The sequence below is a fragment of the Streptomyces sp. NPDC047917 genome (genome assembly GCF_043204345.1).
Lineage (GTDB): Bacteria > Actinomycetota > Actinomycetes > Streptomycetales > Streptomycetaceae > Streptomyces > Streptomyces sanglieri.
The window spans coordinates 291,759-313,866 of the sequence record NZ_JBIDCA010000004.1; the positions used below are offsets into that span (position 1 = coordinate 291,759).

Annotated in this window: 21 protein-coding genes, 2 pseudogenes and 1 riboswitch; of the genes and pseudogenes, 15 read left to right on the forward strand and 8 right to left on the reverse strand. The window is 71.1% G+C overall.

The features are described 5' to 3' along the window. Positions 1-40: 40 nt before the first annotated feature. The 4 genes from ACGF8B_RS11060 to ACGF8B_RS11075 all read left to right on the forward strand — a co-directional run bounded on the left by ACGF8B_RS11060 (position 41) and on the right by ACGF8B_RS11075 (position 3,638). Positions 41-268, forward strand: a complete 228-nt coding sequence (locus ACGF8B_RS11060) for a ferredoxin (protein ID WP_342281599.1) — start codon at positions 41-43, stop codon at positions 266-268. Continuing rightward, the gene (locus ACGF8B_RS11065) at positions 258-1,652 is read left to right on the forward strand and encodes an NAD(P)/FAD-dependent oxidoreductase (protein WP_392736886.1); all 1,395 of its coding nucleotides are present in this window, start codon (positions 258-260) and stop codon (positions 1,650-1,652) included. The genes ACGF8B_RS11060 and ACGF8B_RS11065 overlap by 11 nt, the downstream gene beginning before the upstream one ends. A 40-nt stretch (positions 1,653-1,692) precedes the next feature. After that, the gene (locus ACGF8B_RS11070; RefSeq protein WP_392736887.1) at positions 1,693-2,901 is read left to right on the forward strand and encodes a cytochrome P450; all 1,209 of its coding nucleotides are present in this window, start codon (positions 1,693-1,695) and stop codon (positions 2,899-2,901) included. Between the two features lie 137 nt (positions 2,902-3,038). Then, positions 3,039-3,638 (forward strand): GPP34 family phosphoprotein, encoded by a 600-nt coding sequence (locus ACGF8B_RS11075; RefSeq protein WP_392736888.1) that lies wholly within the window; start codon positions 3,039-3,041, stop codon positions 3,636-3,638. A gap of 464 nt (positions 3,639-4,102) precedes the next feature. Here the strand turns inward: ACGF8B_RS11075 and ACGF8B_RS11080 are convergent. Beyond that, a pseudogene (locus ACGF8B_RS11080) lies at positions 4,103-4,395 on the reverse strand (UBP-type zinc finger domain-containing protein); the annotation flags it as partial. A 206-nt stretch (positions 4,396-4,601) separates the two neighbouring features. Here ACGF8B_RS11080 and ACGF8B_RS11085 point away from each other — a divergent pair. Next, positions 4,602-5,534, forward strand: a complete 933-nt coding sequence (locus ACGF8B_RS11085) for a Crp/Fnr family transcriptional regulator (protein ID WP_392736889.1) — start codon at positions 4,602-4,604, stop codon at positions 5,532-5,534. Continuing rightward, positions 5,450-6,241, forward strand: coding sequence for an NAD(P)/FAD-dependent oxidoreductase (locus tag ACGF8B_RS11090; protein WP_392736891.1), 792 nt, complete (start codon positions 5,450-5,452; stop codon positions 6,239-6,241). Before ACGF8B_RS11085 ends, ACGF8B_RS11090 begins: the two co-directional genes overlap by 85 nt. 550 nt (positions 6,242-6,791) lie before the next feature. On the opposite strand, the gene ACGF8B_RS11095 is transcribed toward ACGF8B_RS11090, so the two are convergent. Then, positions 6,792-7,757: a pirin family protein gene (locus ACGF8B_RS11095; RefSeq protein WP_392736893.1), complete on the reverse strand. Its 966-nt coding sequence runs from the start codon at positions 7,755-7,757 to the stop codon at positions 6,792-6,794. A 178-nt stretch (positions 7,758-7,935) separates the two neighbouring features. On the opposite strand from ACGF8B_RS11095, the gene ACGF8B_RS11100 reads away from it, so the two are divergent. Next, positions 7,936-8,319, forward strand: a complete 384-nt coding sequence (locus ACGF8B_RS11100) for a tetratricopeptide repeat protein (protein WP_392736895.1) — start codon at positions 7,936-7,938, stop codon at positions 8,317-8,319. 167 nt (positions 8,320-8,486) lie between these two features. Next, the gene (locus tag ACGF8B_RS11105; protein WP_392736897.1) at positions 8,487-8,993 is read left to right on the forward strand and encodes a GNAT family N-acetyltransferase; all 507 of its coding nucleotides are present in this window, start codon (positions 8,487-8,489) and stop codon (positions 8,991-8,993) included. 80 nt (positions 8,994-9,073) lie between these two features. On the opposite strand, the gene ACGF8B_RS11110 is transcribed toward ACGF8B_RS11105, so the two are convergent. Together ACGF8B_RS11110 and ACGF8B_RS11115 are read right to left on the reverse strand one after the other, a co-directional pair. Then, positions 9,074-9,847, reverse strand: a complete 774-nt coding sequence (locus ACGF8B_RS11110; protein WP_392736899.1) for a CbtA family protein — start codon at positions 9,845-9,847, stop codon at positions 9,074-9,076. Positions 9,848-9,874: 27 nt separating this feature from the next. Further along, the gene (locus ACGF8B_RS11115; RefSeq protein ID WP_124720415.1) at positions 9,875-10,090 is read right to left on the reverse strand and encodes a CbtB-domain containing protein; all 216 of its coding nucleotides are present in this window, start codon (positions 10,088-10,090) and stop codon (positions 9,875-9,877) included. Positions 10,091-10,352: 262 nt separating this feature from the next. On the opposite strand from ACGF8B_RS11115, the gene ACGF8B_RS11120 reads away from it, so the two are divergent. The 3 genes from ACGF8B_RS11120 (at position 10,353) to ACGF8B_RS11130 (ending at position 14,900) form a co-directional block, all read left to right on the forward strand. Then, entirely contained in the window at positions 10,353-10,952 is a 600-nt protein-coding gene (locus ACGF8B_RS11120; protein ID WP_392736901.1) for a histidine phosphatase family protein, read from the forward strand. Positions 10,953-11,064: 112 nt separating this feature from the next. Then, positions 11,065-11,281, forward strand: a riboswitch (cobalamin riboswitch). A 161-nt stretch (positions 11,282-11,442) separates the two neighbouring features. Further along, entirely contained in the window at positions 11,443-13,779 is a 2,337-nt protein-coding gene (metE, locus tag ACGF8B_RS11125; protein ID WP_392736903.1) for a 5-methyltetrahydropteroyltriglutamate--homocysteine S-methyltransferase, read from the forward strand. Positions 13,780-14,036: 257 nt separating this feature from the next. Continuing rightward, positions 14,037-14,900, forward strand: coding sequence for a family 16 glycosylhydrolase (locus ACGF8B_RS11130; protein WP_392736905.1), 864 nt, complete (start codon positions 14,037-14,039; stop codon positions 14,898-14,900). Between the two features lie 128 nt (positions 14,901-15,028). Here ACGF8B_RS11130 and ACGF8B_RS11135 read toward each other — a convergent pair whose 3' ends face one another. Further along, positions 15,029-16,471, reverse strand: coding sequence for a dihydrolipoyl dehydrogenase family protein (locus ACGF8B_RS11135; protein WP_392736907.1), 1,443 nt, complete (start codon positions 16,469-16,471; stop codon positions 15,029-15,031). 113 nt (positions 16,472-16,584) lie between these two features. Here ACGF8B_RS11135 and trxA point away from each other — a divergent pair, with 113 nt between their 5' ends. Next, positions 16,585-16,956 (forward strand): thioredoxin, encoded by a 372-nt coding sequence (gene trxA / locus ACGF8B_RS11140; protein WP_342281585.1) that lies wholly within the window; start codon positions 16,585-16,587, stop codon positions 16,954-16,956. 138 nt (positions 16,957-17,094) lie between these two features. Here the strand turns inward: trxA and ACGF8B_RS11145 are convergent, their stop codons facing one another. After that, the gene (locus tag ACGF8B_RS11145) at positions 17,095-17,430 is read right to left on the reverse strand and encodes a hypothetical protein (RefSeq protein ID WP_392736909.1); all 336 of its coding nucleotides are present in this window, start codon (positions 17,428-17,430) and stop codon (positions 17,095-17,097) included. A 90-nt stretch (positions 17,431-17,520) separates the two neighbouring features. Continuing rightward, complete coding sequence (locus tag ACGF8B_RS11150) at positions 17,521-18,543, reverse strand: LacI family DNA-binding transcriptional regulator (protein ID WP_392736910.1); 1,023 nt, start codon at positions 18,541-18,543, stop codon at positions 17,521-17,523. A gap of 49 nt (positions 18,544-18,592) precedes the next feature. Here ACGF8B_RS11150 and ACGF8B_RS11155 point away from each other — a divergent pair, with 49 nt between their 5' ends. From ACGF8B_RS11155 to ACGF8B_RS11165, 3 genes are all read left to right on the forward strand, one after another. Next, the gene (locus ACGF8B_RS11155) at positions 18,593-18,811 is read left to right on the forward strand and encodes a hypothetical protein (RefSeq protein WP_392736912.1); all 219 of its coding nucleotides are present in this window, start codon (positions 18,593-18,595) and stop codon (positions 18,809-18,811) included. A gap of 139 nt (positions 18,812-18,950) precedes the next feature. Then, on the forward strand, positions 18,951-20,465 hold the full coding sequence (locus ACGF8B_RS11160) for a flotillin family protein (RefSeq protein ID WP_392736914.1): 1,515 nt from the start codon (positions 18,951-18,953) through the stop codon (positions 20,463-20,465). Between the two features lie 93 nt (positions 20,466-20,558). Continuing rightward, positions 20,559-21,026 carry a type II toxin-antitoxin system PemK/MazF family toxin gene (locus ACGF8B_RS11165; protein WP_392736916.1) on the forward strand — a complete coding sequence of 156 codons (468 nt, stop codon included), beginning with the start codon at positions 20,559-20,561 and terminating at the stop codon, positions 21,024-21,026. A 131-nt stretch (positions 21,027-21,157) separates the two neighbouring features. Here ACGF8B_RS11165 and ACGF8B_RS11170 read toward each other — a convergent pair. Continuing rightward, positions 21,158-21,973, reverse strand: a pseudogene (locus tag ACGF8B_RS11170) (TIGR02452 family protein); the annotation flags it as partial. Positions 21,974-22,108: the final 135 nt, after the last annotated feature.

The window sequence follows — 22,108 nt, forward strand, 5'->3', positions numbered from 1 at the left end:
AAGCCCAGGACCGCGGCCCGATCCAGGGAGCGGGTTCCAGATGAGGCTTGTCGTCGATCTCAACCGATGCCAGGGATTCGCTCAGTGCGTCTTTCTCGCCCCGGACGTCTTCGCTCTGCATGGCGACGAAGCGCTGCTGTTCTCCCCGCACTTCGACGAGGCGCAACGTGACCGGGTGGAAAAGGCCGCTGCGGCCTGCCCGGTCCAGGCCATCCTCGTCGACTACTCCGACGAGCCGACGAAGGGCGTGGAGCCCCATGTCCGCTGAGACCGACGTCGAGGTCTTGCGGCGCCAGGGCCGCATTGTCGTCGTCGGTGCCTCGCTGGCCGGTCTGCGCGCGGCGGAGACCTTGCGCGACAAGGGCTTCACCGGATCGCTGACCATGATCGGCGACGAGCCGTACGAACCCTACGACCGGCCGCCGCTGTCGAAGCAGGCGCTGCTCGGGCGGGCGCGGGCCGAGGACACGGCATTGCCGCGGCGGCGCGACATCGATGCCGAGTGGCGTCTGGGCGGCGCCGCTGAGGGCCTGGACCGGGAGGCGAAGCGGGTGCGCCTGGCGAACGGCGACACCGTGCCCTACGACCGCCTGCTGATCACCACCGGGACACGAGCTCGGCCCTGGTTCCACCCGGAAGAGGCTGCACTGGACGGGGTTTTCGTGCTGCGTACCCGCGACGACTCAGCACGCCTGCACCGAAAACTGACCGGGGGCGCCTCCAGGGTGCTGGTGATCGGAGCCGGTTTCACGGGCTCCGAGGTCGCCTCCGCCTGCCGGGAGTTGGGCCTTGAGGTCACAGTTGCCGAGCGCGGCCCGGCACCGCTGGTAGGCGCGCTCGGTGGGGTGATCGGCGCGGTCGCGGACCGGCTGCAGCGCAAGCACGGAGTCAATCTGTGCTGCGGAGTCAGTGTCACCGCTCTCGAAGGCGACTATGCGGGACGACTCAGGCGCGCTCATCTGTCCGACGGTTCGGCGATCGACGTGGAGGTGGCGGTCGTCTCGCTCGGTGCCGTCCGGAACACGGAATGGCTCGCCGGTTCGGGGGTGGCCGCGGGCCCCCGGGGGATCGCGTGCGACGCCGGGTGCCGGGTGTTCGACGTCAATGGCATCGTCACCGACGACATCTACGCCGCCGGTGATGTCGCACGCAGCCCCCACCCGCTGTTCGACTACCAGTTCCTGGCGCTGGAGCACTGGGGCAACGCGGTCGAACAGGCCGAGATCGCCGCTCACAACATGATCTGTGCAGGTCCGAAGCGCCGTCCGCATCTGTGGCTGCCGATGTTCTGGTCATCCCAGTTCGGTGTCAACATCAAGTCGGTGGGTGTTCCCTCGCTGGGCGACCAGCTGGTCGTCGCCCAGGGGACGCTCTCCGAGGAGCGGTTCGTAGCGGTGTACGGGTACCGCGGCCGCGTCATCGCCGCGGCGTCCTTCGACGGAGCCAAGTGGCTGGGGTTCTACGAGCAGCAGATCGCGGCCGGCGCGCCGTTCCCGCCGGAGTACGACACGGTCGACCGTCGCACCGAAACTCTGGAGTCGGTCGACCCGGCCTTCCCCGACCCCCATCTGCCCACCCACGGGCCCACCGTCACGCTGACGGGTCACTCACCGGACGAGCGGCGTGTCGAGTTCGTTCCGTCGCATGCCTGATCACCGGCCCTGTGCCGCCCGGAGCCCCTCAGGAGACACCATGACCCCAGGCACCATCACTGCGCAGATCGCCGACTACGCCAATCGGGCCGATCCGTACCCGCTCTACGCAGAACTGCGCAAGACACCGGTCAGGCGGGAGGACGACGGCACCTTCCTGGTCAGCACCTACTACGAGGTGCGGAACCTGGCGAACGACCCGCGGCTGAGCAACGACACGAGCAACCGTCCGCCGGGCTACGCGCGCGTCGGGCACCCGGCGGAGGAGACCGGTCTGCCACCCAGCTTCATCTTCACCGACCCGCCCGTGCACGACCGGCTGCGCGACACCATCAACCGGCCGTTCGGTCCTCCGCACAGCCCCAGATTCCTCGATGGCCTGCGCGGAGAGCTGGCCCAAGTCGTCACCGAGCTGCTGGACGCCTTCGACGGCAAGGACCAGGTCGACATCGTCGAGGACTTCTCCTATCCCCTTCCCGTCACTGCCATCTGCAAGGTTCTCGGCGTGCCTCGCGAGGACGAACCGCTCTTCCACGGCTGGGCCGACGCCCTCGCGTCCGGAATCGATCCCCAAGCCGCCGGCCGGAGCGGCCAGGAAAAGGCACAGCAGGCGCGCCAGGACATCGGCGCCTATCTGTCCGACCTGATCGAGACCAAACGCCGCCACCCCGGCCCCGGAATACTCAGCGCGCTCGCCCCCGACATGACACCGGCAGACCTGGAGGCCACCGCGGTCCTGCTCCTGGTCGCCGGCCACGAGACCACCGTCAACGCGATCACCAACACGACCCTCACCCTGCTGCGCCACCCCGACGTCCTCGACCGGTTCCAGAAGGAGCCGGAACTGGCCGTCCCCCTCATCGAGGAAGTACTGCGCTACGAGCCCCCGGTCCAGTTCGTCCCGTGGACCACCGCCCTGGCCGACATCGACGTCGCCGGCACCACGATCCCCAAAGGCTCACCGGTCTGGCTCATGCTGGCCGCGGCCAACCGCGACCCCAAACGCTTCAAGGAGCCCGACCGGTTCGATCCCGACCGCAAGGACAACGAGCACCTGGGTTTCTACACCGGCATCCACTACTGCTTCGGCGCCCCGCTCGCCCGTATAGAACTACATGTGGCTGTGCCCGAACTGTTCCGCCGGGTCAAGTTCTCCCGGCTGATCGAGGACCCGCCGCCGTACCGGGCCAACGCAGTGCTGCGCGGCCCCCGCCACCTTCCCGTGGCGATCGAAGGCCTCACTGCCTGATCGTCACACAAGCCCTCCCAGGGGTGTCGGCGTATGTACTGACCGGCAGAGGGCGTCATTGAGGCCGCCGACGAGCTGCGTCACCCCGTATCCGGTGGGGGACGCACCTTTCTCGATGTCTCCGAGGGGAGCCGTTCATGACCACGGCGAAAGACCTGTTCATCATCTCCATGGACCTGAAGCATTCCGTGGGGCAGGGCGATCTGTCCCTCGCGCTCGCGGGAGCCGAGCTGATCGATCTCATCGGTGCGGGTGCGGTCGCCTTGGACGGAGACCGCGTCGTGCCGGGTGAACCTCCGGCGCTGGACGACCGGTTCATGTGCGAGGCCGCGGCAGGGCTCACTCGGCAGGCGCCCTACGAACGGGTCGAGGACTGGCTGTGGCGCCGTGGCCGAGACCTCTCGGCCGCGTACCAGGCCGCCTTGAAGGAGAACGGTGAGCTGAAGCCGCAGCGAAGCAGTCGGTTGTCCTTCGGCTCGGGACGCGTGGAACCGGTCGATACACCCGCCCGCCGCCGTGCAGCCGACCGCTGGAACGATAAGGAACCCGTCCTGGCCGCCCTCGCCTCGGTCGTGGGCATCGACGACGAACGATCCGACGACGAGACCGGCCTCGATGACGAGGCGGTGACGACCGTGGTGGCCGCCGTCCACGACGCGGTGATGGAGCTGGAGGCCGTACGCCAGAGGCGGGCCATCGAGAACGCCGCCTTCGCCAACGTCTGGCGCGGACCGTGAACCGAGACCGCCTTCAGCAGCGCGCTCGGTTCCGACATCGACGCACGGCCGTCGGGCAACTCCCCATGCTTGTCCGTGGACCAGTATCGGTCAGGGGCCCGCGGACTACACCTGGAAACTGAGTGCGCGTCCGGCCCACCGTTCGATCGCGGTGTTCCATGGACACCGCCAAGTCTGGAGTAGGACGGTCACCGGACCGCGCTGCAACTTACAACTGACACCGTGATCCTGTTTGCGCAGTCCGGCAGGATCGTCACCCAGCACTCATCGGACCTGGTCGTCCCAGCCTCGTCGCGCGCAGTGCGGAGTGGGCCCGGCCCGCGCTTGATGGGCAGCAGCACAGTGGACCGCAGTAGCGCGTACGCGCCGAACAAGCGAGATCCGCGATTCACGGCCCGCCAGGAACAACGCGCGCAGTCACTCATCGACCGGGTGTGGCCGGCAGGCAAGCCGGCGGTCTTCCGTCAGTGCCGGTCCAGCTGCTCCGCCCAGTCGGCGGGCACCCTCCCAGTGGGGCCCGGGACCGGCTGGTCGAGGGGGTGGCTGTCGGGTGGAGCCAGTTCGGGTCCGGTCTCGGAATACTCCGAGGTGTCGCAGTTCCAGAACCAGCCCTCGCCCGGTTCGAAACTGCGGATCACGGGTGTCCGGTCGCCGTCCAATGGGCGGTGGCGTGCTTGGCGGGCGAGTCGTCGCAGCACCCGACGTGGCCACACAGCGCGCAGCGCCGCAGGTGTACCCACCATCCGTCGGCGGCGTCCCACCCGAGCACACGTACCAGCTCGCCAACGGCCTGGCCGCGCACAAGGTCCCGCACAGCGGTTCGGGGTGTCACGAAGCGCCGCCGAGCAGGAATGTGCCGTAGGCCTCACGGTGCGCGGCGCCGTTTCCTCACCCGCACGGGTGACAGACCGGGCGGACCGGCGGCACGCAGGATGGGACCGGGGTCAGATCGAGAGGGTGGCGATGGACGACCATGGACTGAGCGGGAATCCTGCGTGGACTCCGGTCGCGCTCCTCGCGCGCGAGCAGCTCGCACGGCTCGGGGTGGTCGGTTCGGAGCACACCGCAGCCGCCGGGGACGTCCTCTTCGCGGCCGGCGACGCGTCCTACGACTTTTTCGTCGTCCTCGACGGGGCGGCGGACATCGTGGAACGGCTCGGTGAGACGACCGAGCGGGTAGTGGCCTCGTACGGTCCGGGCGAGTTCCTGGGCGAGATCGGCATGCTCACCGGCGAGCGCGCACGCCTCGCCGGCGTCATGCGGAGCGCGGGCCGCGTGCTGCGCGTCCCGCTGCGGCAGATCCAGGTGCTGATGACGCAGGACACCGACCTCAGCGATTTCGTTCTGCGAACGTTCCTCGAACGCCGGGCGAACCTGTTGCGCAAGCGCGCCGGTCTCACGTTGGTCGGATCCCGGTACGACCCACACTGCCGGGCACTGCTGCAGTCGTTCTCACGCAGTCGGACCGCTGTGAACTGGCTGGACCTGGAGGATCGGCCAGAGGCCGAGGCGCTGCTTCGGGAACTCCGGGTGCCCGTCGCGGACCTCCCCATCGTGCTCGTCCCGGGGCGGCCGATGCTGCGCAACCCGCAACCGGCCGACATCGCCGCAGAGTTCGGGGAGCCACCCGCCGAGGCCGACGACGACCGGGACGTCTGCGACCTGCAGGTCGTCGGAGGCGGCCCGGGCGGCCTGGCGGCGGCGGTGTACGGCGCGTCGGAGGGACTGCAGACGGCTCTGCTCGACGCGGCGGCCTTCGGGGGCCAGGCCGGCACCTCCTCGCGGACGCCGAGCTCGCCGCCCGCGGTGTCGTGCAGGCGGCCAAGTTCGGCGTCCGGTTGCACCGCAACGCCCGCGCTGCCGCCTTCGCCGGCCGCCCCGGCAGACGCTGCGTGACCTGCGACGACGGGCGCGTGTTCAGGGCCCGGGACGTCATCATCGCGACCGGCGCCGAGTACCGGCGCCTTACCGTGCCCGGAGCCGAGTCATGGGAGGGAAACAGCGTTCACTACGCCGCCACCGTCGCCGAGGCGCAGTCCTGCCTCGGCAAGCCGGTCGCTGTCATCGGCGGGGGAAACTCGGCGGGACAGGCCGCGATGTTCCTGTCGCGGACATCCGGTCCAGTACATCTGCTGGTCCGGGGCGAGGATCTGGAACATTCGATGTCGCGCTACCTCATCGAGGAGATCACGGCCAACCCGAGGATCCGGGTGTGGCTTCGGACGGAGACGGTCGCCCTCGTGGCGGACTCGGAGATCACCGCAATCGACGTCGTCGACCGGAAGGCCGGCCGGCGTTCGCGCCTGGAGGCCGGCGCCGTCTTCGTCTTCATCGGCGCAACGCCCTGCACCAGCTGGCTCGGCGGTCGGCTGGCGACGGATCGCAACGGCTTCCTGCTCTCCGGACAGGATCTCGACAGCGCCTGGGAAGCCGACCGGGCACCACTGCCCTTCGAAACGAGCGAGCCGGGCGTGTTCTGTGTCGGCGACGCACGCAGCGGCAGCGTGAAGCGGGTCGCCGCCGCCGTCGGCGAGGGATCCGCCGCCGTCCGGCTCGTCTTCGAACGCCGACGACTGGACGGCGATCGTCACCTGCTCATGTGAGGGAAGAACACGGACGGAATCGACACCATGGAACCGGCGAGGATCTCCGGGACGCGGGATTCACACCTGCATCCACGGCCGACGAGCCCGGAACGCCGATGAGCGTCCGAGAGGAATGGCCACCGACGGGTCCAGCACAGCACCACGGCGGTGTGACAGAGCCAGGCGGAGGCGACTCTCCGGATTGTAGAAGTCACACAGCAGTGCATGCTCCTTCGTGCTGCAGGAGGGAGGAGCCGTAGGTTGCCGGGCGTCGGTCGACACGCGGCTGGGAACCGCCGTGGTGGGCTCAGCGCCCCGGGCCGCAACGCGGTCGCGATGGCAGCCCGGGCGGGTGTCGTAACCCCGGCGCCGGAAGCTGACTGGCCATCAGGGAAGTCGGCGTCGGGTCAGCATTGATCCGAGCAGCCCCTGCACCAGCTGGCCACACCCACGACTCTCGGGGTCGCCTGCCGACCACCGCCGGCCGGTTCGTTCGATACCGCCCGAGGTGCCGCAACCAGCGCCGGCTCACTGGCTCGCGAGCCGGCGCCACCCGCGGAAGGCCACGTCAGCGCACTCGGCCACGCGGCTTGAGGGGGCCGGGCGGGAGTTCGGGGGCGGGCAGCCGGTCGCCGTCGTAGCCCTTCACCTCGCCGAAGCGCGAGGTCTCCGTCCAGGCCCGCCGGGCCTCCTCGATCTCCTCGTGGGAGCGCCCGATGAAGTTCCACCACATGACGATCTCCTCCTCGAAGGGTTCGCCGCCGAGGAGCATGAGGCCCGCGTCGCTGTCCGCGCGCAGCGGGAGTTCGGAGCGGCCGCAGCCGAGGTAGAGCATGGAGCCGGGCTGCACGGGCACGCCGTCGACCTCGGCGCTGCCGGACATGGAGAGCACCGCGTACTCGAAGTCCGGGTCCAGCGGCAGCCGGGCCTCGGCGCCGGCGGCCAGGGCGAGGTCGGCGCCGACGATCGGGGTGTACGCGGTGCCGGGAGAGGTGGTGCCGTCCAGCTCGCCCAGGATCAGGGTGGCGGTGAGGCCTGGGGCGGAGACGGTCGGCAGGTCGGTGTGGTGCTGGAAGTGGGGCTCGACGTGGCGGTGGGCGGACGGGAGGGCGACCCAGAGCTGGGCGCCGTGCAGGAACCTCGCGTGGGCCTTCGGGCTCTCCTCGGAGTGGCTGATGGCCCGGCCGGAGGTCATCAGCCCCAGTTCGCGCGGGCGGATCGTGCGCAGGCTGCCGACGCTGTCCCGGTGCAGGACCTCGCCCTCATGCAGCCAGCTGACCGTCTGCAGGCCCATGTGGGGGTGCGGCGGCACCTGCATCCCGGGTTCGTCCGCGATGTCGTCGGGACCGTAATGATCGACGAAGGCCCAGGCGCCGACCATCCGGCGGCCCAGGTTGGGCAGCAGTCTGCGGACCTCGGTGGACTCACCCAGCCGGACGTGGCGAGGGGTGAGGAGTTCACGCACGGGCTCGGCGACGACAAACCCCCGTCCTCCACAGACGGAGAGTGCGGCCTGGCGATCGAGATTGCTCATGGCGCTCAACCTATTCCTGAGCGGGTCCGGGAGAGCCGGTACCCACGCCGACAAGTTAGTGGAATATTCAATCATCATGCGCCGTTGGGCCAGTCACAGGGTGGTTGGGCAGCGGCTCGGCCACCGGTCGGACGGAGCGGGGCAGGAGCCCGGCGCGATCCGTTACCGAGGAGGTCAAGTGAGCGACACCTACTTCGAGTTCGGCACGGCTGCCGACCGCTGGGACCGTGCCCGGATGTTCTTCGAGGCCAAGGAGTACATGAGCGCGGCCCGGATCCTGGAGGGACTGGTCGAGGAGGTCCCGGAGCAGGTGTCGACGCGTCTGCTGCTGGCCCGGACCTACTACCACTCGGCACGGCTCGGCAAGGCCGAGACGGAGCTGCGGGCGGTGCTGGAGCGCGACCCGGTCGAGCACTACGCGCGGCTGATGCTCGGCCGCACCCTTGAGCGTCAGGGGCGGAGTGCGGAGGCGGCCGGTCATCTGCGGATGGCCGCGGCGTTCTCCGGGGACTTCGGCTCCGCTCCGGACGGAGCGGCTGCTCAGGGGCCGTCGGGCACCTGAGTCCGGGAGGGGCACGGTGCGGGCGGCGGGCGCGGCGCCCGCACGGCACGGGCGGCCGGCGCGGCGTCGTGTGCGCATCGCCCGCACACCGGAATCGACGCCGTCGGCGGCCGCCCGGCCGATTTTCGGATGCCGTGTGCTCGTCCCGCGTGATATTCCACTCGCTCATGACCGACCTTGAGACCTCTCGCCTCCTGCTCCGCCCGATGAACGCCTCCGACGCCCTGCGGGTGATCTCCGGCACGCCCGGTGAGGGGGCCCGCTGGGCGCCCGGCTATCCGTCCCCCGGGGAGAAGTCCGCGGCCCAGCGCTTCCTGGAGACCTGTGAGACGACCGGCGATCCGAGTCCCTTCTGCTCGTACGAGATATGTCGCCGCACGGACGGACTGGTGATCGGCGGGATGGGATTCCACGGCGCGCCGGACGAGGACGGGGACGTCACGATCGGCTACGGCCTCGTCCCCTCGGCACAGGGAATGGGTTACGCCTCCGAGGCGTTGCGCGCCCTGCTGCTGTTCGCCCGTGAGGAGGGGGTGCGTCGTGTGCACGGTGACACCGACCTGGACAACGTCGCGTCCCAGCGCGTCATGGAAGCCGTCGGCATGCGTCTGGAGAAGCAGGACGAGCGGCTGAAGTACTACCGGACCGACTGGGGCCCGCGGTCCGAGGAGTGATCCGGTGCGGGCGGAACGCCGGAACCCCGACGGGAGGTCCCGTCGGGGTTCCGGCGTTCCGCCCGCGTGTGTGGTGCCGGTCAGCCGGCCGCGGTGGCCGGGCGGTTCGCGCCGCTGCCTCCGGTGGTGACGGTTCCGGTCCTCGGTGCGAGCAGCCGGTCCGTCAGATGGCCGAAGAGGAGCCCGAAGCTCACCCAGAGGGTGGTCTGCACGGCGAGGGTGCTCAGTCGGAACTCCCAGAGCAGGGAGGCCGGGAAGTCCTTGCCGACTTCGTTGTACGAGGGCAGGAACGCGTAGGCGACCCCGATCACCAGGACGTACGCGGCGGATGCCGTGACCGTCGCGTTCCAGTTGCCCAGACGGGGAGCCAGCCGTTTGCCGAGGATGACGGCGGCGACGGCCAGCAGCACGCTGAGGGCGACCATCAGGAAGAACAGCGCGGTGCGCGGACCGATGGTGTCGGGGTTGCCGACGGCCGGCGGGTTGGCCGGGTACTTCAGGAACGGGACGACGTACACCGTCAGCAGTGCCGCGCCCGCGATCAGCGCGGCCGTGGCCCGGGGGCCGAACCTGCCGATCCGGCCGAGGGCATAGCAGAAGACGAGTGCGGCGATGCCGCCGATGGCGACGCCGAAGACCAGTACACCGGTGGCGAGGCCGGCGGTCGACTGCATGGTGCGGCTGACCAGTTCCTCGCCGCCGTCGTGGTGGTGGCTGTGCGCCTCCTCCAGGGCGATGGCCGCGTCCACACGCGACTCACCGAGGAAGTAGGCGACCAGCAGAGCGAGCGCGCCCGCGGCGAGTCCGGCCAGCATGCCGCGGACGAGCAGGGCTCTGACAGATATGGAGTTCATGAGGTTTCCCCAGGATCGGACGGTACGTCAGTGGCAGGGGAATCCGAGGAGGTGGCGGCCGTCGTGGACCCACTCGTGGACACCTTCGCCGGAGATGACCGCGGTGGCGCCCTGCTCGGCACCGACGAAGTACAGCAGTACGAGCATGAGGATCCCGAAGAAGACCGCCCAGGGGGCGATGGCCTTCAGGGAGATGGGGGTGATCGCCGGTACGGCGGTGGCGGGGGCAGCAGTCTGTGCCATGACAGAACCTCCTGAGGGAACACGCGTCCCGATCGTGGTGCCTGAGACGTGGGTGCTGGGTCTGACTTCCCGCACAGGTACGGGTTCACAGTGGCGCGACCGTGCCGGATTCTCACCGGACTTCCGTCACACCTACGTCATGTTCGCCGTGACCATACCGCTTGGGGACAGGTGCCGCCATGGTGCCGGTGACGGGGCCCGACCGCCCGGATGCCATGGTGGGCACACCCGAGGGGCCAGAGTTCAGGGAGTTGACCGGGCCATGGCAGTACAGGTGATGTTGGTCTCACCGGCGCTCAACGCCGCGCTGCGCGAGGCCCGGTTCGACGGTGACGCGCCGTTGGACGCGGCCGGGGTCCGGCGGGCGGAGGCGGTCGCGGCCGCGGTGCCGGCCGCCGACCGGTATCTGCGCGGGCCGTCCGAACGATGTGCCGGGACCGCCGACGCGCTGGGGCTGCGGGCCGGACCCGAACCCGCCGTCCATGGCTGGGACATGGGACGGTGGAGCGGTCGGCGGCTGGCGGCGGTGAGCGCGTCCGAGCCGGAGGCGGTGTCGGCCTGGCTGACCGACCCTTCGGCGGCTCCGCACGGTGGCGAGTCCCTGCTCGAACTCTGCGCCCGGGCCGGACGCTGGCTGGACGCGCTGGAATCCACCGGGGACCGCGGGGGCGGCCGCGTGCTGGCGGTCGTCGAGCCGGCGGTGGTGCGGGCGGTGACCGTCGGGGCACTCGCTCTGCCGGTGGAGGCGTTCTGGCGGCTGGACGTCGCCCCGCTGACGCTGACCGCGCTCAGCGGCCGTTCCGGTCGGTGGAACCTGCGGTGCGGGCAGCAGCTGTCCCCCGCGACCGGCCCCGCCGTCTGACCCGGCCGACCGATCCGATCCGGTTGACCGATCCGATCCGGCCCGCGGTCCGGTCGGCCCTGCCGATCCTGCCGATCCGAATGTGCTGTCCGGGATCCGGAGCGGACCCCCTATGGTGATGGGCGCAGCTGGTTCGCCCTGTCCGCCAGGCAGGCGCGTCGCAAGAGGGAACCCGGTGGGAATCCGGGACTGCCCCGCAGCGGTGAGTGGGAACGACCGCCGTCATCGAGCACTGGACCCGACGGGTCCGGGAAGCGACGGCCAGTAGGTGTCTCGTACACGGGACGCGCCCACGAGTCCGAAGACCTGCCACTGCCCGTGCGCGTCGGACGCGCACGGTGATCCCGGTGACCTCGTGGGCGGGTCGGCGTACATATCGAGCAGGTCACGCGCGTCGGCACGGCGCCGCGGATCCGCCCGGTCCGTCATCCCTTCGCGTCTGCGATCCGTCCCGGGGTCGTACCAGGACACGCTCGCGAAGGAGAGTCACGTGACCACCGAGTCCGCAGTCGCGGCAGCCCGGGCCACCGTGTACGGCTACCCCCGCCAAGGGGGCGACCGGGAACTGAAGAAGGCCGTCGAGGGTTACTGGAAGGGCCGCGTCACCGCAGCCGCCCTCCGGGAGACCGCCGAAGAACTGCGCCGCGCCAACTGGCAACGGCTTGCCGACGACGGCATCCACGAGGTCCCGACCGGTGACTTCTCGTACTACGACCATGTGCTGGACACCAGCGTGATGGTCGGTGCCGTGCCCGTCCGGCACCGTGAAGCCGTCGCGACCGACGCGCTGGACGGCTATTTCGCGATGGCGCGCGGTACACAGGACGTGGCGCCGCTCGAAATGACCAAGTGGTTCGACACGAACTACCACTACCTGGTGCCGGAGCTCGGCCCCGACACCGTCTTCGCCGCCGACTCCACCAAGCAGGTCCGGGAGTTCGGGGAGGCGCTGGCGCTCGGGCACGACGCCAGGCCGGTGCTGGTGGGTCCGGTCACCTATCTGCTGCTGGCCAAGCCCGCTCCCGGTGTCGCCGCCGACTTCGAACCGCTGACCCTGCTCGACCGGCTGCTGCCGGTGTACGCCGAGGTGCTGGCCGATCTGCGTGCGGCCGGTGCCCAGTGGGTTCAGCTCGACGAGCCCGCGCTGGTGCAGGACCGTTCCCCCGCGGAACTGAACGCCGTCGCACGTGCCTACCGCGATCTCGGTGCGCTCGCCGACCGGCCGCGGCTTCTGGTCGCCTCGTACTTCGACCGGCTCGGTGACGCACTCGCCGTACTGGCGAATTCTCCGGTCGAGGGCCTCGCGATGGACTTCACCGGTCCGGCGGCCGCCAATCTGCGGGATCTCGCCGGGGTCGGCGGTCTGCCGGGCAGGCGGCTGGTCGCCGGGGTCGTCGACGGCCGCAACGTGTGGATCAACGACCTCCAGCAGTCCCTGGCCACGCTCGGCACCCTGCTCGGTCTGGCCGGCCGGGTCGATGTGGCGGCCTCCTGCTCGCTGCTGCACGTGCCGCTCGACCTGGCCGCCGAGCGCGACGTCGACCCACGGGTGGGGCGCTGGCTGGCCTTCGCCCGGCAGAAGTCGGCCGAGATCGCCACGCTCGCCAGGGGGCTTGCCCGGGGCACCGCGTCGATCGCCGCCGAACTCGTCGCCAACCGCGCCGACCTGGCCTCCCGGGCGGGTTCCGCGATCACCCACGATCCGGCGGTACGGGCCCGCACCTCGGCCGTCACGGCGGCCGACTCGCGCCGTGAACTGCCCTATCCGCAAAGGGCGGTGGCTCAGCGCGCCCGGCTCCGGCTACCGCTGCTGCCGACGACCACGATCGGCTCGTTCCCGCAGACCTCTCAACTGCGCACCGCACGAGCCGACCTGGCGGCAGGGCACATCGACGCCGCCGCGTACGGCAAACGCATCGAGGCCGAGATCCAGGAAGTGATCGCCTTCCAGGAGGCTGCTGGCATCGATGTGCTGGTGCACGGCGAGCCGGAACGCAACGACATGGTGCAGTACTTCGCCGAACGGCTCACCGGCTGCCTCGCCACCCGGCACGGCTGGGTCCAGTCGTACGGCACCCGGTATGTGCGGCCGCCGATCCTGGCCGGGGACATCGCGCGCCCGGAGCCGATGACGGTCCACTGGACCACGTACGCGCAGTCGCTCACCGGCCGGCCGGTCAAGGGCATGCTCACCGGCCCCGTCACCATGCTCGCCTGGTCCTTCGTCCGCGACGACCAGCCGCTCGGCGAGACCGCGCGCCAGATCGCCCTCGCCCTGCGGGACGAGGTGAACGACCTGGAGGCAGCCGGCAGTTCGGTGATCCAGGTGGACGAGCCCGCGCTGCGCGAGACACTGCCCCTGCGGGCCGCCGACCGAGCCGGGTACCTGGCCTGGGCCACCGAGTCGTTCCGGCTGGCCACCGGCGGCGTACGCCCGGACACCCAGATCCATACGCACATGTGCTACGCGGAGTTCGGCGACATCGTCCGGGCGATCGACGACCTGGACGCGGATGTGATCAGCCTGGAGGCGGCCCGCTCACACATGCGGGTGGCCGACGAGCTGGCGTCCGCCGGCTACCCGAGGGAGGTCGGCCCCGGCGTGTACGACATCCACTCCCCCCGGGTGCCGAGCGGCGGGGAGGTGGCCGCCCTGCTGCGCAAGGGCCTCGAAGCGATTCCCGCCGAGCGGCTGTGGGTCAATCCCGACTGCGGTCTGAAGACCCGGGGCTGGCCGGAGGTGCGCGCCTCGCTGGAGCACCTCGTGTCGGCGGCCGCCGAGGTGCGGGCCACTCTGCCCGGCAGCGCCGGTCCGCGGGTCCGCTGACGGTTCCGCGGCCCGGGGCGGGTGCCCGTTCGGGTGCCCGTCCCGGGCCGCGCCACGCCGCGTCACGGGGCACCATGCCCGAGCGGGCCGGCGGTGATCGGATGCAAGAAGTGTGGTCCGTACCAAGGTATTGACAGCTCCTTGGTTCACTTCTTAAATCGCATGAAGAACCAAGACCTCTCCCTGCTCCCCCACAACGGGCCTTTGTCATAGCCATGACATTCGGCTCGCTCCATTCCGCACGGGAAGGACCCCCCATGACCTCTCCCCGTCGTCTGCTGGCGGCCGCGCTCTCCGCGCTCGCTCTCGTCTCCGCCTCGTCCGCCCTCGCCTCCGGAGCGCCCGCACCCGGACCCCGCACCACCGCGGCCACGTTCACCGACGACTTCGACGGCCCGGCGGGCGCCGGCGTGGACGGCGCCAAGTGGCAGATCGAGACCGGCGACAACGTCAACAACCATGAACGGCAGTACTACACGGCCGGGAACAACAACGCGGCACTCGACGGCCAGGGCCATCTGGTCATCACCGCGCGCCGCGAGAACCCGAACAACTACCAGTGCTGGTACGGGACTTGCGAGTACACCTCGGCCCGGCTGAACACCTCCGGCAAGTTCACCCAGACGTTCGGTCACGTCGAGGCGAGGATGAAGGTGCCGCGCGGCCAGGGCATGTGGCCGGCCTTCTGGATGCTGGGCGACGACATCGGTCAGGTCGGCTGGCCGAACTCGGGCGAGATCGACATCATGGAGAACGTCGGCTTCGAACCGTCCACGGTCCACGGCACGTTGCACGGTCCGGGCTACTCCGGCTCGGGCGGCATCGGCGCCGCGTACACCCTGCCTGGCGGCCAGGCGTTCGCCGACGACTTCCACACCTTCGCCATCGACTGGGCTCCCGGCTCGGTGACCTGGTCCGTGGACGGAACCGTCTACCAGCGCCGCACACCCGCCGACCTGGGCGGCAACAACTGGGTGTTCGACAAGCCCTTCTTCCTGATCCTCAACCTCGCGGTGGGCGGCTACTGGCCGGGCGACCCCGACGGCAGCACCTCCTTCCCGCAGCAACTCGTCGTCGACCACGTGCGGGTCACCACCAGCGATCTCCGGCCGCCGGCCTGACCGCACGGCACGCACGACACGCACGGCACGCACGACACGCACGATCTGCCGGTGGCTCGTAGGACCGGTGGCGGGCCGCCGGTGACCTGTCACCGGTGACCCGCCACCGCCGGGCCCGCAGCGCGGGCCTACGCGTCCCGGTAGGACTCCAGCAGACGCAACCAGACCTCGCTGATCGTCGGGTACGCGGGAACGGCGTGCCACAGCCGGTCGACGGGGACCTCGCCCGCGACCGCGATCGTCGCCGAGTGCAGCAGCTCGCCGATGCCCGGCCCCACGAAGGTGACGCCGAGCAGCGTCTCCCGGTCGAGGTCCACGATCATGCGGGCGCGGCCCCGGTATCCGTCCGCGTACAGGCCGGAGCCGGCCACCGCGGCGAGGTCCTGGTCGACGGCCCGGACCCGGTGGCCGGCCCGTTCGGCCTCGGCGAGGGTGAGGCCGACCGAGGCGGCCTCCGGGTCGGTGAAGACGACCTGGGGGACGGCCGCGTGGTCGGCGGTGGCCGCGTGGGCGCCCCAGCGGTCGGTCTCCAGTGGCGGTGCGCCGGCGGCACGGGCGGCGATCGCGGCGCCCGCGATGCGTGCCTGGTACTTGCCCTGGTGGGTGAGGAGCGCCCGGTGGTTGACGTCGCCGACGGCGTAGAGCCAGGTGGTGCCGTCCACGCGGCAGCTGTCGTCGACGGTGAGCCAGGTGCCGGGCTCCAGGCCCACCGTCTCCAGTCCGAGGTCTTCGGTGCGCGGGGCCCGGCCGGTGGCGAAGAGGATCTCGTCGGCCTCGATCTGTTCGCCGCCGTCCAGCTCCACGGTGACCGGGCCGTCCGGGACCGCGCGCCGCACGGCGGCGGCCGAGACCCCGGTGCGGATGTCGGCGCCCGCCTCGGTGAGCGCCTGCCCGACCAGTTCGCCGGCGAAGGGCTCCATCTTCGGCAGCAGGCCCTTGCCGCGGATCAGCATCGTCACCCGGGCGCCGAGGGCCTGCCAGACGGTGGCCATCTCCACACCGACCACACCGCCGCCGACGATCACGAGGCGACCGGGCACCTTCTTGGCGCTCGTCGCCTCCCGGCTGGTCCAGGGACGGGCCCCGTCGATGCCCGGCAGGTCGGGCACGACGGCGCGGCTGCCGGTGCAGACGGCAACGGCGTGGCGGGCGGTGAGCCGGTGTTCGGTGCCGTCGGGCGCGGTGACGGAGACCGTTTTCGTGCCGGTGAGCCTGCCCCGGCCGCGGTAGATGTCCGCGCCGATGCCCTCCAGCCAGGCGACCTGTCCGTCGTCCTTCCAGTGCGATGCGTACGCGTCGCGATGGGCGAGGACCGCCGCAGTGTCCAGCGGTCCCCGCACGGCCTCGCTGAGGCCCGGGACGCGGCGGGCGTCGGCGCGGGCCACCACCGGGCGCAGCAGGGCCTTGCTGGGCATGCACGCCCAGTAGGAGCACTCGCCGCCGATGAGCTCCACCTCGACGACCGCGGTGCTGAGCCCGGCCGCACGGGCCCGGTCGGCGACGTTCTCACCCACCGGCCCCGCTCCGATGACCACGACGTCGTACTCGGCGTTCACTGAAGGATCTGTCATGGGGACAGTCTGGTCGTGGGTGTGCGCCGCGGCCACATGGGCAGGCGGAATAGCGCAGGTGCAGGCACCGTTGTTCGGACAGATCCGAGCGGGCACAGGAAGAGGTACAGACAATGAGCACCGTTGAGCTCACCAAGGAAAACTTCGATCAGGTCGTCAGCGACAACGACTTCGTCCTGATCGACTTCTGGGCTTCCTGGTGTGGCCCGTGCCGGCAGTTCGCACCGGTGTACGACGCGGCTTCGGAGCGCCACGACGACCTGGTCTTCGCCAAGGTCGACACGGAGGCGCAGCAGGAGCTGGCGGCGGCCTTCGAGATCCGTTCCATTCCCACGCTGATGATCGTCCGGGAGAACGTGGCGGTGTTCGCGCAGCCCGGAGCGCTGCCGGAGGCGGCGTTGGAGGATGTGATCGGGCAGGCGCGGAAGCTGGACATGGACGAGGTCCGCAAGTCCATCGAGGGGCAGCAGAAGGACGGGCAGTAGGCGCCGTACGCCGCCGGAGCCTCCTTGGCTCCCGCGTTTGCCGCGTTTACCGCGCGGGTGAGGGGCCCGGCCGGGCGGGCCGGGTCCTTCGTCGTGTCCGGCCGTGGCCGGCCGGGTCCGGGAGCGCCTGGTTCGGCCTCAGCGGTCCGCGTCGGTTCCGGCTCCGGCCTCCCTCGCCCGGATCCGGGCCGAAAGGCCGAAGGACAGCTCGGCGCCGTCGACCAGCAGGGCCTCCACCGTGTGTGTCCCGGTGTCGATGTCCGCGACGATGCCCTCGCCGGAATAGCGGGGGTAACCAGACGCTCCCGTCTCACCTGTCGCCGACACCACGGCCGAGCGGACGGCCCCGCCGGGCCCGGCGTCATCGGGTTCGGCGGCATCGGACTCGGCGGTGTCGCGCTCCGCGTCATCGGCGGTGGCGTCCTCGGCGAAGCTCGGGACCAGCAGGATCTCGTAACTCTGCGGATGGCTCATGGTCATGACGCTAGGCATGCGGCGGGTGGTGCGCACGTTGCCGCGCTGGCACATGGTGCGGTCCGGCCCGCCGTGTCCGTTCCCGGTGCCTCAGGCGGATTCGCGCCCGACCGCCCCGACCCGCAGCAGGTCGTGGTGTTCGGGGGCGGCTGCGGGGTGCCGCACCAGCCGGTCGACGAGGTCCGCCAGCGGCTGGGCCGTGGCCAGCTCCATCCGTACGGTGCTGAGCCGGGGCCGCAGCAGCCTGCCCAGCATCAGATCGTCGGCGCCGACCACGGCGGTCTCGCGGGGCACGTCGATGCCCGCGTCCTGGAGGGCCCGCATCAGGAGCATCGCGTATTCGTCGTTGTAGGCGAACACGGCGTCGAGGTCCAGGGCGCGCCAGCGGTCCGCGAGCCGGGCGGCCGACTCCTCCTCGTAGCGCAGTGGCAGTGGTTCGATCCGGGCCCCGTGGGGCCGGGCGGCCTGCCGGGCCCCGGTCAGCCGGGGCTCGGCGAACAGGGCGAGGCCGCTCTCCTCGGGCATCACCACACCGATCCTGCGCCGTCCGCGCTCCAGCAGCAGGCCCACCGCGCAGCTGCCGACCTCCCGCTGGTCCATCACCAGCGCGTGGACACCGGGCACCGGCCGCGGGCCGAGGGTTATCACGGCCTTGGCCCCGGATCGTCTCAGCAGACCCGCCCCCTGAGGGGTGAGGGGGATCGAGCCCGGGGCGATCACGGCGACGGGACGCAGTTCGGCCCAGGCGCGGGGCGCGTCCTCGGGGTCCAGGCCGGTGCTGCCGTACTGGACGACGGTGTAGTCGAGGCGGCGCAGCCCCGATTCCAGTTCGTGGAAGAACCGGTGGTGGAGCGGGCCGGTCGGGAAGGCCACGGTGGGCAGCAGCACCATCCGGGTGTGTCCGGCGCGCAGGCTGCGGGCCGCGGCGTGCGGGACGTAACCCAGTTCGGTGGCTGCTTCCCTGACCCGGCTGCGGGTGGACTCGCTGATCCGCACGGTGGGGCTGTTGTTCAGCACGTACGAGACGGTGGCCCTGGAAACCCCGGCGAGCCGTGCGACGTCGGCGCTGGTGGGGACGGGGCGTTGGGCGGGCTGGTTCGGTAACTGGCTCATGGCGTCGGGCAGTCTTCCAGACCCGTCGTGCGTGGGTACGCTCCGGGGCATGGATGAATCCTCGATGGTGGGGCTGATCGGCCGGGTGACCGGAACGGTGGGGCCGGGGCTGGTCGGCGAGGTGATGGTACGGATCCGGGGCGGCGCCGAGCACTTTCTCGCCCATCCGGCGTCCGCGAAGGAGCGCATCGAGGTGGGTACGGTGGTGACGGTGATCGAACATCTGCCGCCACGCACGGTCCATGTGGCTCCCGCGTACGGGAGTTGAGGCCCGCGCGGGGTCCTCTTGACGGCATTCGTCGTCAAGAATTCGGCAAGGATCCGCATGCGCCTTCTGCGCCGTGGCGAGCAGGAGAAGACTCCCCGGTGTTCAGCGGTGCCGACGGGGTGCCGCGATAAGGGGGCGCATGCCGATGGTCATCGGCGTCACGGCGGGTCTCGCACTCGCCGCCATCATGGTGTTGTTCGGCCTGTTCAAACTGATGTGGCGAGTGGCCGAGCCGAACGAGGCACTGGTCATCTCGGGTTCCAAGCACAGGACCGAGGGCCTGGGGCAGGGCATGGGGTTCCGGATCGTCACCGGTCACGGCACGCTGGTCCTGCCCGGGGTCCAGGCGGTGCGGAAGATGTCCCTGGATCTCAACGAGACCGAGCTGTCGGTCGATTGCGTCACGCAGCAGGGGATTCCGCTGCGGGTGCGGGGCGTTGTCATCTTCAAGGTGGGCGACGACTCCGTGTCGATCGCCAATGCGGCCCGGCGCTTCCTCGATCAGCAGAAGCTGATGCCGGAGCGGGTGCACAACGTGTTCGCCGGTCATGTGCGCTCCATCGTGGGCGGGTTGACGGTCGAGGACATGATCCGGGACCGGGAGAAGCTGACCGGGCAGACCCGGGCCGCGTGCGGCACCGAGATGGAGAAGCTCGGGCTCATCGTCGATTCGCTGCAGATCCATGAGATCGAGGACCCGACGGGCTACATCAAGAATCTGGCGATGCCGCATGCGGCGGCCGTGCAGCGGGACGCCCGGATCGCGCAGGCCGAGGCCAACCGGCTGGCCACCGAGGCGGAGCAGCAGGCCGCCGCCCGGATGTCCGAGGCGACCCGGGACAGCGAGATCCTGCAGGCCGGGTACCAGGCCGAGCGCGACAAGGCGGCGGCCGGCTCCCGGCAGGCCGGTCCGCTGGCCGACGCGGCGGCCCGGCAGGAGGTGGTGGTCCAGGAGACCCGGGTCGCCGAGCTGGAGGCCCAGCGGCGCGAGCAGCAGCTCCAGGCCGATGTCCGCAAGCCTGCCGACGCCCGGGCGTACGAGAAGCGCACCCTGGCCGAGGGTGAGCGCGACGCCCGGATCTCGGCCGCCGAGGCGCAGGCGCGGGAGACGGAACTCGCCGCGGTCGCGGAGGCCAACCGCGTGAAGACGGCGGCGCTCGCGGAGGCCGAGGCGACGAAGGCGCGCGGCGCGGCGTCCGCGACGGCGACCAGGGCGACGGGCGAGGCGGAGGCCGCCGCCGACCGGGCCAAGGGGCTCGCGCTGGCGGAGGCGGCCCGGGCCAAGGGACTTGCCGAGGCCGAGGCGATCAAGGCGCGGGCCGCCGCGCTGGCGGAGAATCAGGAGGCGGTCGTCGCCCAGCAGCTGGCCGAGAAGTGGCCGGAGATCGTCCGGGCGGGCGCGGGTGCCTTCGGCAGTGTGGACCACATGGTGCTGCTGAACGGGGCCGACGGCATGTCGGACATGTTCGCGAAGGCGCTGACCATGGGCGGCACGGGTCTGGGCCTGGCCCGGCAGTTGCTGGCGACGATGGGCCAGAGTGGTCCGGCCGAACCCGCGCCGCGGGTGAACGGGGTGGCACCGGGCACCGGGGCCCCGCCGCAGAAGCAGCGGATCCCGGTGACGGGTGATCAGGAGGACGGCTCGCCCTCCTGACCGGACCGGCCGGCGGTGGCCGGTGTGCCCCCGATCCGGGCGCGCACCGGCCCCGCTCCACGGATTCGGCCGCACAGGTCATACGGTGTGGGGATGACCATCCAGCACCGTGACGCCAGCATCCACACCTCGGCGGACTTCCCCGGCCGCACCGGCACGACCGCCACCTCGGAGGCCGACCCGCGCGATGTGGGGCCGGTCCGCACCTCGTACGCCCCCGACCGGGACGGCGACCCCGACCCCGGCGAGATCGTCTGGACGTGGGTGCCGTTCGAGGAGAACGACGGGCGCGGCAAGGACCGCCCGGTTCTGGTGGTGGCCCGCGAGGAGGCGGGCACGCTGCTCGCGGTGCAGCTCTCCAGCAAGCAGCACGACCAGGACCGCGAGTGGGTGGCGCTCGGGGCCGGCCCGTGGGACAGCTCCGGCCGGCCGTCGTGGGTCGATCTGGACCGGGTCCTGCGGGTGCACGAGGACGGCATGCGGCGCGAGGCCTGTGCGCTGGACCGGGACAGGTTCGATCTGGTCGCCGGCCGGCTGCGGGAGCGCTACGACTGGAGGTAGGGCCCCTGGCCCTGTCCCGGCCCGCGCTCCTCGCTCCGGCCCGGTTCCTCCCCGTACTCCTCGCCCCGGCCCGGTTCCTCTCCGCGCTCCTCGCCCCGGCCCGGTTCCTCTCCGCGCTCCTCGCTCCGGCCGAACGTCCGCTCGAAGGCGGTCCGGGTGGTGGCTTCGGGGCTGCGGTCGAGGATGCCGAAGACGATCTGCTCGAAGTGACCGGCGAACCTGCCGCCGTCCAGGAGCAGCGCCCGGAACACTCCGGCCACCTGTGCCGGATCGTTGCGGAACACCCCGCAGCCCCAGGCGCCCAGCACCAGCCTGCGGTACCCGCGTACCGCCGCGACCTCCAGCACCCGCTCCGCCCGGGACGCGAGTGCGGCGGGGATGCGGTGGACCTCCTCGGGGGTGCGGCTGCCGATGACTCCGGCGTTGGGCGCCGGGGAGGTGAGGAAACCCGCGGTGTACGGCGTGTCGAGCAGCCGCCCGCGGTCGTCGCGGAACACCGGCACACCCGGTGAGTGAATCACCCGGTCGGTGTAGAAGGCGCTGCGTTCCGCGCGGTGGTGGGCGTAGTAGTCGGGGGCGCGCAGCAGGGTGGCGTACAGGGCGGAGCCCCGGCACAGCGCCTCTTCCTGGGCCTGGGCGCCGTTGAGGTAGCCGCCGCCGGGATTGCGGGCGGAGGCGTAGTTCAGGACGGCGACCTTGCCGGGGCCCTCGCCGGTCATCCGGTGGGCCGCCCGCAGGCTGCTCTCGCCGGTGACCTCGACGGCCGTGGTGCGGTCGGAGTCCAGCGCCGCGACCGGCACCGGCTCGGGGCCGTACAGCCTGGTTCCCGAGAGCGCGGTGGTCAGGGCGCGCTCGATGCTCACCTCGCGCCCGTCCGGTGTGCGGTAGCGGCCGGCCTCGACGATGGCCTCGGTCTCACGCGCGATGCCACGCAGTCGTGCGCTCATCGGTACTCCCCCGTGTGGTGCATACGGGGCATGCTCGGCGCTCCGACGGCATGGACGCAACCGGATTTCCGATCCGAAGGGGCACTCTTGTGCGATCCATCCGCAGGGGTTTGGGTGGTGGGGAGGCACCGAGAA